This is a genomic window from Pseudomonadota bacterium (assembly GCA_016927275.1).
GTDB lineage: Bacteria > UBA10199 > UBA10199 > 2-02-FULL-44-16 > JAAZCA01 > JAFGMW01.
Window position 1 is genome coordinate 1 of record JAFGMW010000015.1, and the last position, 14,342, is coordinate 14,342.

General features: G+C 67.2%; 9 protein-coding genes. 1 reads left to right on the forward strand and 8 read right to left on the reverse strand.

All coding sequences use genetic code 11. The annotated features are described in order from the left end of the window. The coding region (locus tag JXA24_00745; GenBank protein MBN1282284.1) for a hypothetical protein at positions 1-366 on the forward strand (366 nt) is incomplete at its 5' end. 77 nt (positions 367-443) lie between these two features. Here JXA24_00745 and JXA24_00750 read toward each other — a convergent pair. From JXA24_00750 to JXA24_00785, 8 genes are all read right to left on the reverse strand, one after another. Further along, positions 444-1,694: a glycosyltransferase family 4 protein gene (locus JXA24_00750; GenBank protein MBN1282285.1), complete on the reverse strand. Its 1,251-nt coding sequence runs from the start codon at positions 1,692-1,694 to the stop codon at positions 444-446. Between the two features lie 21 nt (positions 1,695-1,715). Further along, complete coding sequence (locus tag JXA24_00755) at positions 1,716-2,096, reverse strand: CBS domain-containing protein (GenBank protein ID MBN1282286.1); 381 nt, start codon at positions 2,094-2,096, stop codon at positions 1,716-1,718. Further along, the gene (locus JXA24_00760; GenBank protein ID MBN1282287.1) at positions 2,093-4,441 is read right to left on the reverse strand and encodes a glycoside hydrolase family 65 protein; all 2,349 of its coding nucleotides are present in this window, start codon (positions 4,439-4,441) and stop codon (positions 2,093-2,095) included. The genes JXA24_00755 and JXA24_00760 overlap by 4 nt, the downstream gene beginning before the upstream one ends. A 14-nt stretch (positions 4,442-4,455) precedes the next feature. Continuing rightward, the gene (locus JXA24_00765; GenBank protein MBN1282288.1) at positions 4,456-5,106 is read right to left on the reverse strand and encodes a beta-phosphoglucomutase family hydrolase; all 651 of its coding nucleotides are present in this window, start codon (positions 5,104-5,106) and stop codon (positions 4,456-4,458) included. Between the two features lie 69 nt (positions 5,107-5,175). Further along, positions 5,176-7,716: a hypothetical protein gene (locus JXA24_00770; protein MBN1282289.1), complete on the reverse strand. Its 2,541-nt coding sequence runs from the start codon at positions 7,714-7,716 to the stop codon at positions 5,176-5,178. After that, a complete protein-coding gene (locus tag JXA24_00775; GenBank protein ID MBN1282290.1) occupies positions 7,692-10,748 on the reverse strand; it encodes an ATP-dependent helicase in 3,057 nt (1,018 codons plus the stop codon). The genes JXA24_00770 and JXA24_00775 overlap by 25 nt, the downstream gene beginning before the upstream one ends. Beyond that, positions 10,708-13,503 (reverse strand): PD-(D/E)XK nuclease family protein, encoded by a 2,796-nt coding sequence (locus JXA24_00780; GenBank protein ID MBN1282291.1) that lies wholly within the window; start codon positions 13,501-13,503, stop codon positions 10,708-10,710. Before JXA24_00780 ends, JXA24_00775 begins: the two co-directional genes overlap by 41 nt. A gap of 40 nt (positions 13,504-13,543) precedes the next feature. Continuing rightward, positions 13,544-14,342: hypothetical protein (locus JXA24_00785; GenBank protein ID MBN1282292.1), on the reverse strand; the 799-nt coding region annotated here is incomplete at its 5' end.

Sequence of the window (14,342 nt, forward strand, 5' to 3'; positions counted from 1 at the left end):
ATGCCGTACGTGATCAAGACCATAGGGATAATATTCGCAATCATGGGCGTGGTGTTCGCCACCGTGCCGGCCCTGATGACGAGGCTGTTCGATTTCGTGAAGCAGGGCAGGCGCATATACGCCATAGGCGTGATCAGGATCGTCGTCGGCGCGCTGCTCATCATGGCCGCGCAGCAGGCGGCGCTGCCCTGGATGCCGGGAGTGATCGGCGGGGTAATAGTCATCAGCGGCATACTCATCTTCGCTCTCGGCCAGTCGCGCAATCACGCGTTTATGGAGTGGTGGGAGCGAAAGCCCGAGGGCACGAAGAGGTTCGGCGCCATCGTCCTCTCGGTCCTGGGAGTGTTGTTGATATACGGCGCCTGAACGTCAGGGCGTAGGGCTCAGGGTATAGGGCTCAGGGGAAAAAGGGCCGGGGAGGGGATCCCCGGCCCCTTGGTTTTTCAGGACAGGAGCTTCCGGTAGAGATTCACGTGGTTTTCGCTCATGATCTCCTTGGTGTAGCGCTGCTCCACGAGCGCCCTCCCCGTCTCGCCCATGTCGGTCCGGAGGTCTTCCTCGGACAACAGGCGCAGGATCCTGCCGGCCAGGGCCTCGAAGTTCTTGATCGGCACCACGAAGCCGTTTATCTGGTCCTGTATTATCTCCGGCATGCCTCCCGCGTTCGTCACGATGATGGGCTTCTTCGCGGCCATGGCCTCCAGCATAGTGAGCCCGAACGGCTCCATGGCGGTGGAGGGGTAGAGGACCACGTCCGACGCCGCGTAGAGGCCCGGCATCTGCTCCAGCTCGTAAGAGTCTATCAGCACGTGCTTCTGCAGGCCGAAGAACTTGAGCAGCCTTATGAAATAGGCGATGTCCTTCTGCTGGGTCGCGCCCCAGTCGATGATGTTCTTGGTGCCGGCCAGCACCAGCATCGCGTCGGGGAAGCGGCGGTGCACGATGTTGAACGCCTTGATGGAGACGTCGCAGCCCTTTGCCAGCCCCATTCGCGCGGGGTGGAAGACCAGGCGCCTTCCCCTCAGCTGCGGGTATTTGGCGTAGATGGAGCGGGTGTCGGCGTCGTGGCTGAATTTCCTGTGGTCTATGCCGTGGTGTATGGTTGTGCACCTGCGCTGGTCCACGCCGATGCCGATGATCTCCCTGCGAATGTAGTGCGAGACCGCGATGATGTGCGTCCAGGGGACGTCGCGGGTGAGATCGAGGTAGAGGTCCTCGTCCCATACGTTGTGCGCGGTGAGCACGAGCGGCAGCCCCTTCTTCTTTGCGACCTCGCTGAGCGCCTTGGCGTGGGGCTTGGAGAAGTAGTGCATGTTGTGCGCGTGTATCACGTCGGGCCTCGCGCTCTCGACGAAGCCGGTGAACAGCTCCGCTATCTCGTCGTCGAGGCCCGAGAGGCCGCGCTTGAAGAGCCAGTTGAGGTCCATGAGCGGCGTTCGCACGATGCGCGTGCCCTGGTAGTCGTATTCCTGCCTGCAACCCTCGAAGGCCCCTGTGAGCAGGGCTGTCCTGTGCCCCATCCTGTTGAACTCAGGCAGCATTGTCGCCAGGTGGGTCTCGACGCCCCCTATGATGGGCGGGAAGCCCCAGTGGACCTGCGCTACGCTGAGATGAGCCTTCCGGGGGCCGCCGGTCCCCGGCGCACCCTTTCCTGCGGACTTCGTCTTCGTCTGCCTCTGCCTCTTCCTGGCCATGCCCCCTCCTCGGATGACTCCCTAGTAGTAGTTGCCCATCATGAAATTAACGACCTCTTTGCGCCCTATCATGCCTACGAGTCTTCCGTCCCGCACCACCGGCAGTAGCCTGTAATCCTCCTCGGAGAATATCTTCGAGGCGCTGGTGACCGGCGCATCGTCGGAGATGGTCTTCACCCTCCTCGTCATAACGTGCCTGGCGGTCGCCCTGTCGAAGCCGGGTCTCGCGACCGCGCTTATTATGTCGCGCTCCGACACGAATCCCACGAGCTTGCCCGAGGCGCCGAGCACCGGCAGTCCGCTCACCTTGTGCCTCGACAGGGCCATGCAGACGGTGCGTATGTCGTCGTGCTCGTTCACCGATACGGCCCTCTTCTTCATTATGTCCTTCACCTGTTTCATGAGCTCCTCCTTGCGCGCGCGGATTTCCCGCCCCGCCTCGACAAAGAGGGGTGGAAATCCACGTAGGCGTGCTTTTTCAGCTGCTTCTTCGCGCCGTAGACCGAGGCGAAGACCCTGCCCCTGGCGGCGGGGCGCTCGACGAGGATCGAGGTCTTCCTGTGGGTGATCGACACCCTGAGCTTCGCGCCCATGAAGCGGACCGCGAACTTGAGCGCCCGCCAGCCGGGAGGCAGACGGGGCGAGAACGAGATGTGGTCCGGGTGTATCCTCATGCCGGCGAAGCCCATGATGACCGCCTGCCAGGTACCCCCCGCGGAGGCGGCGTGGACCCCCTCGGCCGCGTTGCCGTGGATGTTGGAGAGGTCGGTCGAGAGGGCGTGCGCGAGGTAGTGGACCGCCTTGTCGTCGTCGCCCACCTCCAGCCCCACGGCCGAGTGTATGGCGGGGGAGAGCGACGATTTGTGGAGCGTGCGGCGCTCGTAATAGTAATAGTTCCGCCTCTTCTCCTCGGCGCTGTAGCGGTTTGGAAAGAGGAAGAGCAGCATCACCACGTCCGCCTGCTTGATGAGCTGCGTCTTTGATATCGTCCTGTAGTCCGCGGACGCGGGCAGGACGGGCATGAAATGCTCGTCGAGCTGCGTGATCCGCGGGTCGCGCAGCCTGAAGTACCCGTCGAACTGCTCGATCAGCTTTCGCCGCGCGTTCCCCGGCACGTGGATCCTGGAGGCGATCCGGTGCCATGAGCGGATCTCCCGCTCGGTGAGCCCGAGCCTCCTCATGAGCGCTTTGGTCTTGACCGGCGCCCTGGCGAGCGCCTCCCTCGCCCTGTCGCAGGCCGCCTGGAGGTTCCAGCGGGCCATGGTGTTGGTGAACGCGCTGTTGCTCACGCGTTCGTGGAACTCGTCCGGCCCCATGGCGTCGTGGATCTCGTAGCGGTTCCTCTTTCTGTTGAGGGTCACCCTCGACGCCCAGAACCGGGCGGTCTCGAAGATGAGCTCCAGCCCGCACCTCATCATGAAGGACCAGTCGCCGGTCGCCCGGCAGTAGTGGTCGACTGCGAAGGCGATGTCCGCGACTATGTGGTGCTCGTAATCGAGCGTGGTGATCCTGATTATCGTGCCGTCGAAGTCCCTGGCCCAGGACGGGGTGCACTCCTCGCCGGTGTCGGCCGACTCCCAGGGAAAGAGGGCGCCGCGGTAGTCCTTGGAGGCCGCGATCGCGCGGGCCGCATCGAGCCTGCGGCACCTGTACATGAGCTGGGCGCGGGCCGTCTCGGGGAAGGCGTACATGAAGAACGGGGTCACGAAGAGCTCCGCGTCCCAGAAGATGTGGCCGCGGTACGCCTCTCCGGAGAGGGTCCTGGCTCCTATCGAGACGTCGTCCTCGGCGTTGCCCGCGATGATCAGGTGATAGATGTTGAAGCAGAGCGCCTGGTCCGCCGCGTGGTCTCCCTCTATCTCCACGTTCGCCTCTCCCCAGAGGCGGTCCCATGCCTTCGCGTGGTCCTCGAAGAGGCGCTTGAGCCCCCGCCTGCGCGCCCTCCTCAGGTCCCCGATCGTCTCGCGCTTGAGCTGGTGCGGCTTTGCGCTCCTGGATGTGTGGATGGTGAAGAACTTGCGGAATGTGATTGTCTCGCCCTTGTGGACCCTGAGCCTGAGCGCCCTCTCCGAAACTGTTTTGCAGCGCTCGCCCCTGCATATCTCGAGGGATGTCGCGTAGGCGACAAACGTGCCGCTCTCGAGGGTGCGGACGCAGAGGTACGATATGTTGTCGCCCTGGCCGACCTCGTGGGGCATGAAGTGGATCTTGCGCCCCTCCGTGAGCACCCCCTTGTTGGAGACGCTCGTGTCGATCGTGGTCTGGACGTTGAGGGTCATGGCCGCGTCCAGCGGGGTGACTCGGACCTCCATCACACCCAGGCGCCTGTTGTGCATGCTGACGAAGCGGCGGGACTGGTAGAGTATGCACTTTTTGTGGGTGGTCCGAAAGACCGTCTGGCGGCTGAGCACTCCGTGGCGCAGGTCGAGGACGCGCTCGTGGTGCAGGTGGTCCATCGAGATGAGCCCCAGCTTCTCGCCGTAGGCGTCTATCCTGAGATTTATCGGGTTGGGGCAGTTGACTATCTCGGTGATCTGGGCGCCGGTCCGGTCGTAGAGACCGGCTATGAATGTGCCGGGCGTGGAGTCGTACGGTATCTCCTCGAGCACCCCCCTGCAGCAGAACCGGCCGTTGCCCTGCGCGAACTGGGTCTCCCGGACCTTCTGGAGCCCGGGGTCCCAGGATCCCTCGCGGATCATCCACCGTTCGGGCGGGTAGTGCTTTCTGAACTCCTCGAGACGTTGCATCCTGCGTCTTCCCTTCAGGGCATCAGCTCTCTGAGCCTCTCGACCGACGTCTCGCCCGCGTCGGCTATGACTGCGTCGGCCATCGCGAGCCTGCCGGGGTTGTCGTACCTGTCTATGCCCACGCACTTCATCTTTCCGTTCTTCGCCGCCTCGACCCCCAGCACCGCGTCCTCGAAGGCTATGCAGTTTTCGGGAGATGCCCCGAGCCTCTCAGCGGCCGCCAGGAATATCTCAGGGTCGGGCTTCCCCTTCGCGATGTCGTCGCCGCTTATCACGGCGCCGAGCCTGTCGTAGAGGCCGATCCTCTTGAGTATGTGCGGGCAGTTCCTGGAGGAGGAGATCACCGCCACCTTGATGCCGGCGGAGATGAGCGAGTCGATGAGCGCGATCGTGGTGTCGTAGACCGGTATCTCGGCCGCGTCCAGAAGCTCCCTGAAGTAGAGCTGCTTTTTGTCGGCCGCGGTCCTCAGGTCTTTCTCGGAGAGGCCGGTGAGTATGGCGCGGGCGCCGTCGTAGCGCGGGATGCCGTCCACCTTCCGCTTGTAGTCGTCGAACGTGAATTCGTGGCCGTATTCGTTGAACATCCGCTTCCAGGCCTGAAAGTGCAGCGGGACCGTGTCCACGACCACGCCGTCGAGATCGAATATGCAGGCTTCCAAAGGCATCGCGGCACCCCTTTGAACACAAAACCTAGGTAATAGGTCCCCCAAAGTCAACTGCGCATCGCCGCATCCCTACCGGTCGATCGCATAAGGCGCCATCTGAGAATCGAAGACGGAGGCGGACCATCTCATGCGATCGTCGAGCCATGAGGCCAGCTCGACGGCGCCGGCAGCGCCCATCCTCTCAGCGACCGCCTCCGCCCCGGGATCGTCGATCGAGAACGAGTCGGCGGAGCGGCCGGCGAAGAGCCTCACGCGCGAGACCACCCTGCGCAGGAATGAGATCTGCTCCGTGAGCCCCTCGCAGAGTTCCCCGGGCAGGACCCCCTCGGCCCGCAGCGCGTCGAGCGCGTCGAGGGTGTTCTGGCTGTGAAGGCGTTCGCTCGAATTCGCGCTCAGCATCTGGTGCATCTGGACCACCGCCTCGAGCTCCGCCAGGCCCCCTCGGCCCGACTTCAGATCGAACGCGCCCGGCCTCGGCCGGGGCCGCTCGTCGATGGCCCTTTTGCGCAGCCGGACTATCTCCTCCCTGAGGGCGTCCGCCGGCGGGGGGGCGAGGCCGAACGCGAGATCCTCGACCGAGTGCCCGACGCGCGCCGCGAACTCCTCGTCGCCGGCGATCGCGCGCGCCTTCATGAGCGAGCGGCGCTCCCACAGCTGAGACTGGCCCTTGTGGTATTCGACGAAGGAGGCGAGCGTCGCCACCAGCGTCCCGGCTCTCCCGGAGGGCCTCAGCTCCGAATCGACCGAGTAGGCCCGGCCGTAGCGGCCCGGCAGCGAGATCATCGATATGATCCTCTGCGCCAGCCGCGTGAAGTACTCGACGTTGGCGATCGGGGAGTCGCCGTCGGTGCGGCCCCCGCCCTCGTAGATGAAGCAGAGATCGAGGTCCGAGCCGTAGTCCAGCTCGCGGCTGCCGAGAGAGCCCAGCCCCACTATCGCGAAGCCGGCGCCGGGCCCGCCGTCGAGCCTGGGCCTTCCGAAGCGCACCCTCATGTGCCTGGTCGCGATCTCCAGGGCGCAGGCGAGCACCGCCTCCGCCGCGATGGTGAGCCTCTCCATCACTCGCCTGTGCGGCATCCCGCGCGTGAGGTCCAGCTCCTGAACCCTCCTCGACTCCTGGGCCCTGAACCACGCGAGCGACTCGATCTCCTCCTCCTCGCTGCCGGCCCGCTCCGCGTTGTCCCGTATGGCGTCCATGAGTTCCAGCCTCTCGTAGTCGGCGGTGAAGAGGGCGTAAAAGAGCCTGGAGACTGCCTTGCGGTGGCGGGAGAGCTCGGCGTCGAGCGTTGCCGAGGGGGCCTCTCCGCGGAAACCCATCCTGCGCCCGAGGGCGGCGAGCGAGCGCTCGTCTTCCGGGAGCGTGTGTGTCTGCCGATCCCCGTCGGCCTGGAGCATGTTCTCCAGCCTCCGCAGGAACGAGTAGGCCTCGCTGAGGGTGCGCGCGCCGAACGGGTGCACGATCGACTCGGAGGCCAGCGCGTCGATGGCCTCGAAGGTGTTTCCCCGGCGCACCGACTCGATCGACCCGCCGAAGAGCAGGCAGAGCGCCTGGGTCAGAAATTCCGCCTCGCGTATGCCGCCGCGGCCGAGCTTGATGTCGCCGCTGCGGCCCGAGCGCTCCGCCTGGCGCTCCATGGCCTGCTTCATCCTGCGCATGTGGGCGAGGTCGGCGAGCGACATGGAACGGCGAAAGACGAACGGCCGGACCGCCTCCACGAATGCGGCGCCGAGATCGAGGTCCCCGGCGACCGGCCGGGCCCTGATCAGCGCCTGCCTCTCCCAGTCTTGGCCGAAGTACTCGTAGTATCTCTCCGCCGCGTCGAGCGAGTTGGCCAGCGGCCCCTGCGGGCCCTCGGGCCTGAGCTCGTGGTCCACCCTGAAGCCGAAACCGCGCTCGGTCACGCGCGAGACGAGCCTCGTGAACGTCGAGGCGAGCTTCACGTAGAACTCGTGGCTGGTCGTGCGCGCGCCCGAGGGGGATGAGGCGCCCCCCTCGTCCGTTTCGTATATGATCATCAGGTCCACGTCGGAGCTGAGGTTGAGCTCACGGCCGCCCAGCTTTCCGAGCGCTATCACGACGCCGCGGCACGGCGCCTGCCCGCCCCCGGGGGAGGGCATCGTCGGCTTTCCCGATCGCGCAATCATAAGCGCCTGCGAGCGGCCCCAGGCCGCCCCGAGTATCGCATCGGCCACGTCGCTCCACTCCGCGAGCAGCTCCGAGACGGGGGCGGCCTCGGCCAGGTCCCTCATCACGACGCGCACCATCTCGCCGTATTTGAAGTCGCAGATCGCGCAGATGAACGATGCCTCGTCGCCGCCCGCGGAGGAGAGCGCGGCATCGAGCTCCCCTCGCATGACCTCGATCGGCTTTCGCCTTGAGGAGTAGGGCGAGAGCGCGATTTTCTCCGCCCACGCCGGGTTCTCCGCGAGGCGGCCGGCGAGCACCCTGCTGTTGCCGAAGATGCGCGCGACGAGGCGAGCGCCGTCGGGCACCCAGTCGAACGGCGCGCCGCGGGCGGAGGCGTACGCGGCCTCGAAGCGCTCGATCTCGCGCGCCCCGGCCTCGGGCTCCGCCGCCGCCGCGACTATTTTTTCGATCTCCTCGCGCATCGCTTTCCGGCCGTTCCTTTCACCCTGGACCTTTCGCCCTTCGCCCGCTTTTCCCAGCACATGCCGTTTCTGCCGTATATGCACTCGCCGCACGGCGGATCTTTCGGGACAGAGTAGTCGCACGCGCCGATCCCGGCCAGTATCTCCTCGATGCCTTTCACGGCCGCCTTCCTTCGCGCGGGGTCCATCGCCTGTCTGAGGTTCACGCCTGCCGAGGGGAAGACGAGGTGCGTCGCCGAGACCCGCGCGCCCGTGACCGCCTCCGCGGCCAGCGCGTAGATCTGCATCTGGATCTCGCAGTGCCGCGCGCTCTCGGCGGCCCGGGCCCTGTCGGTGGGGCCGGTCTTGAAGTCCACGACCTCGAAGCCTGTGCCCGCGGGCCTCAGCCAGTCTATGGTGCCGGAGATGGTGCTCCCCCCGAACTCGATCTCAAAGGGCATCTCCCTGAAGCCTGTCCCCACGGAGGCGGCGCCTGCGAGTTCGATCGCCGCCCCTGCGTCCCTCACCAGCCCCTCGATCGCCCTGTCGTCAGGCGCGACGCCGTTTGCAATGCACAGGGCGACCGCGGAGGCGCGAAGCTCCCGCGCGTCGTTCGTCGCGCGAGCCAGCATCGCGTGAACGATGGAGCCGTGCACGTCCGGCTCGATCGGGCCGCGATCGGCCCCCGGGAGCTCGGCCGCCGGGAGGCCGAGCACGTGCTTGAGGTAGTACTGCATCGGGCAGACGCTGTACGAGTCGAGCGCGGAGACGGAAAGGTGCGAGTCGGCGCTGCGCGGGGAGGCGAGGGCAGGGGGCGAGTGCTCGATTACGCGCGCCGAAAGGGCCCCGTCGGTCCCGGCGTGGGCGCAGCGGCCCGCCGCGATCGTAGTAGATATCTTCCTCCCGCCGTGCTCCGCGAGAACCGAGCCGACCCAATCGTGCCATGATCCCTTTGCCGAGACCCCATCGTGCACAGGCAGCACCAGGGTGTCCATCGCGCGGGTCATGGCGACGTAGAGGAGCCTTCTGGACTCGCGCCCCTCCTCCTCAGCCTCCGCTCCGGCGAGCCTGTCGAAGCGCTCCGTCCTGACCCTGCTCCCGAAAGGCCGCTTTGGGTCTCTCTTTCTGAAGGCGACGCCGCTCTCGGAGGCCGCCCCGCCGCGGGCGAATATCCATTGCTTCCTGCTCGCCGGCGGCCTCCTGGCCAGGTCCGGCAAAAAGACCACCGGGAACTCGAGCCCCTTCGCCGCGTGGACCGACATCAGCCTCACCGCGTTCTCCGTCTCCGCGCCCGGGGACGGGTCGCCCATCCTTGCCCCGCGGCTGCGCATCTTCGCCATGAACGAGTCGAACTCGCGGATGGTGGTCGGCATCTCGCGCTCGAGGTCGCGGGCGATCGTCACTAGTCGGTCCATGTTCATGATCGCGGCGCCGGAGGGGTCGAGCCGCGACCAGACCCGCTCCAGCCCCGCCTCGTTTATCACGCGGCGCATGATCTCGGACGGCCTCATGTGGGTCGCCATGGAGGGCAGCTCGCTTATGAGCGAGAGGCGCCCGTCCGCAGCAGCCGCCGACGGTACGCCGCGTCCGTCGGGGCCGGCCATGACGGCGAGCTCGTCGTCGGAGAGCCCTCCGGCGGGCGAACGCAGGAGCGCGAGGAGCGCAGCCGTGTTCTTCGGGTCGCAGGCGAACCTGACGGCGGCCAGCAGGTCCGCGACCTCGCGCCTCTCGAGAAATCCGCTCCCCCCGGCGGAGACGCACGGGACGAGCATCCTCTGCAGCGCCGCCTCGTACGTCCCGGACTCGGTCATCGCCCGGAACAGGAGCGCCACGTCGCCGAACGACCACAGGCCCGCGTCGGCGTTCTCCCTGATCATCCCGGCCATCGCCTGCGCCTCGCGCTCCCGCAGGGTTGCGATCCGCAGGTCGTCGGCACCGGGGAAGGCCAGCTCGATCACCGATGGCCTGCCGATTGAGTCCTCTATCGTGTGCTCCATCGGCCTGGGCGAGGAGGGGTCGGCGAAGAGCCCCTCCGCAAGGACCTGCTGCGCCGAGTTGACGAACGATATTATGGATCGCCTGGAGCGGAAGTTGTGGGCGAGCCTCACCGCGCGGCCGGACCTCCCCGCGATCTCCTCCCGCACCCTGGCGAAACAGGAGACGTTTGCCCCTCGGAAGCGGTAGATGGACTGCGCCTCGTCGCCCACTATGAACAGCCGGTTTGCCGATGGGTCGAAGAGGGCCAGCGCGAGCTCGGTCTGGATGTCGTTGGTGTCCTGGTACTCGTCCACGAGGATGTTCGCGAACTGCCTCCTGCACGCGGCGGCCACCGGCCTCTTGCCCAAAAGCTCGAGGGCCCGGATCTCCAGCTCCTGGAAGTCTAGGGAGCCCATCTCGGCGAGCCTTGCCCCGTAGGCGCGCGAGGCCTCTTCGAATGCGGATCTGAGCGCATCGAGCGCCGCGACCTCCCACTCCTCCGCGCCGGCCCGGTTCGAGAGCGCGCGGGCCGCGTGCCAGCGGAACTCCATGAGCTCCTCGAGCGCGCCCGCGGCGGTCGCGAACCCGACCTCCTCGACGAGCCCTGCGATCGCGGGGTCCTTTCTCTCCAGCATGGCGAGCAGCGTGTCCCTCGCGCAGCTCTGCGCGAGCAGCTCCGCGGCGTTTTCGTCCAGCAGGTCGAAGGAGGGATCGAGCCCGATGGAAGGGCCGAAGCGGCGCAGGAGCCTCGCGCAGAACGAGTGGAAGGTGCCGATGAACGCCTGGTCCAGCCTGAACCGCTCGGCCGAGGGGACGTAGGCGCGCAGCTTGGCCCTGATCTCGCCCGCCGCCTTCTCGGTGAAGGTGATGGCCAGCACCCCGGAGAGCCGCGCCCAGTCGCCGCTGCCCGGCCTCGCGGGGTCGCAGCCCACGATCGTGAGTATGCGGCGTATCAGGACCGCGGTCTTTCCCGAGCCCGCGGCCGCGTCAACCGCCATCGACGACGAGACGGACTCCATCGCGTCCCGCTGCGCCTCAGTCGGCTGAAACCGTTCTGTGCCTGCAGATATCGCCATAATCGCACCGCTCGCAGTCCGCCCCGTCGGAGGCGGGGAAGAGCCCCTGCCTGATCGAGGAGGCGAACTCGGCCGATTTGCGCTCGGCCGAGAGGAGGAGCGCACCCATGCGCCCCCCGTCCATCTTGGAGTGGGCCCCGCCCACCCTGTAGCATTTCCCCTCGAAATCCTTCAGCACCAGCCCCTTTGTCTTGCCGCATGTCTTTCTGCCGTCGCCCGACGAGGACGCCTCCCTGATCTCCATGAGCAGCCCGCCGAGCGGCACGGCGTCGGCGAGGAGCGCGCCCTTGACCGCCCTTATGTAGAGCGGCAGCTGCAGGTGCGAGCCGCTCTCTATGCGGCCGGACACCTGCTCCTCCCGTCCGGTCTTGTAGTCGATCACGAGGAACATCCTGCGTTTTTGGTCCGCATCGATGCGGTCCACCCGTCCCCGTATGTAGAGCGGCCCCTGGCCCTTCACCTCGATCCTGAGCGCGTTGCCCTTCGCCATCGAGAACTCCCACTCGAACTCGCAGGGCGAGAGGGGAGAGGAGATGCTGCGCGCCTCTTCCCCCTCCGCACGGATCACCATGAGCGCCATGCCGGCGGCCTCGTCGATCTCCCGCTCCCTGAGGCCCGGGCTCACGTATTCGAGCCCCGCGCCTTGTTCCGTCCACACCGCCTCGGCGATCTTCCTGACGCTCCTCTCAAGATTCCCGGCGATCCCCGGTCCCCTCTCACGGGTCCCGGGTCCCGGATTCCGGCTCACGAGTCTTGAATCCCGGTAATATCTCGCCAGTATCTCGTGCACGACTCTTCCGCGGTCCATGGGCCGTATCTGGGGCGTTTCCTCCGGCGGCTCGGTCGCGCGAAGCGCGTACTGCGCGAAGAATGCGAACGGGCACTCGGCGTATCTCTCGAGCGCGGTGGGGCTGAACTCAGCGGCGGTGAACCGCTCCCTCATCGCCTCCCGCGCGGCGCGGGAGCGGAGCACCCCCATGTGATTGCCGTGCCTCGACTCGCGCGGTTCCTCTCCGGCGATCCTTGCGAGCTCCACCTCGATGATCCTGTCCGTCTCGCCTCCCTTGCGGCCGCGGGGCCCGGCCCCCAGCACGCACGGGGCGAGCGGCCGGGGCGCTTCGCCGGTGCCTATGAACCGGTCGACGAAGGGGGAGGGGATGGTCTGGCCGCCGCTGTCTGCGACCGCCGGGAAGAGGAGGGTGATCCGGCCGGTGCATTTTTCGAGCATGGTCTCGAAGGCGTAGGACTCCCTCGCGTGCATGTCCTCCGCGTCGGGGAATATCCTGCGGATCGCCTCCTCCCTCCAGTCGGAGAAGAAGAGGGTCTCGCCCGGACGCGCCGGGAACGATCCCTCTGTCATGCGGGGCACGATCACGCCCCCGGCCTCGCGCGCGAGGGGCAGGCCGAGCGGGTGGAGCCGGAACGGCAGCACCGACTCCAGCATGGTGGAGCGCGCGGTGCGAAGGCCGAGATCGTGACGGAAAAGCTGCGCGAACTGCTCGCGGCCGATCGTGATCGCGCCCGTTGCCCACTCGGCGGCGGAGAGGGCGGCCAGCGACTCCTCGATTATCCCGGCTGCCGCGAGGCTGCGCGCCGCGACCCTCCCGCGGCCGCGCCGTTCCCTGAGGGCCGCGACCCAGGGCCTCGCCCTCCTTCGGAGCTCCGCCATCTCCCGCATGCGCGACGCGAACACGGAGGGCGTCGCGCGGGACGGCAGGCGCCCGACGGAATCGGGCGACAGGAGCTCGTGGGCCAGGGGCGAGCCCATGGCGCCGTCGGGCGTGGGGTGCTCGGGCAAAAGATCCATGGAGTGGGCCTCGGACAAGAACCACTCGAGGAACGAATCTTGCGCCCGCGCGGCGACCACGAAATCGGAGGCGCGCAGCCCTTCGCCCTGAACGATGAGTGCCGCGTGGCGCGCCTCCTGCGCCGGCGTCGCCGCCTTGAGCACGCGGACGCGGGGTGCCTTCGCAGGAGCCGGCGCAAGGCGCTGCTCCCCGTCCGCTGCGGAGAGCCAGGCGTCCCGCGCGCGGCGCAGCCAGTCCGCGAACGGCCGCTCCGAGTCGGACGAGGCCGATGGGCACGTGATCGTGATCTCTGCGTCCTCTCTGCCCGCGGCGAGCGCGCGCACCATCGCGAGCTGGGCCGGCGACGGCATGGCGAACTCGTCGAAGACGATCGTCCCCATCCCCGAGAGCCCGGGCGCCCCTTCGATCGCGGCCCTTATCGCGAGCATGGTGAGGTCCCCCTCGTCGAGGAGGCCCCTGCCTGTGAGCTCCCTGTCGTACTCACCGTAGACGCGGATGAGATCCCTCTCCCTGAGGCAGGTCTCGCCCGTGCCTGAGACGATCTCAGCGAGGTCGGAGGGACCGACCAGGTTCTCCTTGAGCGCGAGGATCGTGCCGGCAAACGATTCGGCGGTGGAGTAGGAGCGGGCGGCCGCTCCGAAATGGGAGAGGCGCATCTTCCCGAGGAGGCCGAGCACGATGAGCAGGGAGTGCTGCCTGGTCGCGACCGGGAGCGCCGGCGCGGCGAGCCTCCTCACGAATCCGGCCCAGTCCTCTATAGAGTCGGCGCGCATCGCCTTCAAGGGGCCCGAAAGCCCCGCGGCGAACCGGCGCCTGAGCAGGGTCGCTGTCGCCCGGTCGGGGACAACGACCATGCCGGTGCGGCCCGGGTCGCATCCGGCCAGGATCTTCAGGGCCAGCGAGGTCTTGCCGGAATTTATCGGTCCTGTGACGAGGGTCGCGGGCATCGGGGGGCAGGATTGCAGGTGGAGCGGGAGGGGTCAAGGGTCAACGGATGTTGCGATAGGCCTGTCTCAGCATCTCCTCCGCCATCACCCTGATGCCCGCCTCCGAGGGGTGCAGGGGGTCGAGCCGTGCCCCGGTCCTCCTCGGGTATCGGAGCCGGCCCGGGGACCGCCTGTCCTCGAGCGCCTCGTATATCCTCGCGACCTCGACCTCGGTCTCGCATCCGCGAACTGTGTAATCGAAGTTGAGCATGGCGGCGAGCCCGCCGAGCATCCGGTTGTATCGCAGGGTCTCGGCCTGCTTCTCGGGGGTCCATCTGGCGTGGCCGCCCCACGGGGCGATCTCGACGATCACGATCCTGGACACCCCCGCGTCCATCGCCCTCTCGCACATGGAGGCGATCTCCGAGACGAGTTCGTTCGCCTTTCTGCCGTCCGCCACCGCGTTCACCCCGAGCGCGACGACGAGCTCGTCGCAGCCGCGCCTGAGATACTCTTCGAGGAGGTCGCGCCTTGAGCCGCGGTGCGGGGCCAGCCCCATCACCTTTCCGGCGCTGTCGCCGACCCTGCCGCTTGCAAACACCTCGACCGCATGGGGGGCGAGCCTGTCGTGGATGATTCTGGGAAGGAGGAAGTCGCAGGACGCGGCTATAGAATCGCCAAGGATCGCCACCCTGTAGGGCCTGCAGGCAGGGGGGCATCTCGCCGCGGAGTATTCCGGGCAGAGGCAAGCGGCAGGCGGGAGATAGGAGTCCTGAGTGATGACGCCGGCCGCCTTCGCCTCCCTCGTGTATTCGAACGAGTCGGGAGGGGGAGGGAGCTGTGCGGCCCCTTCGGCGCGG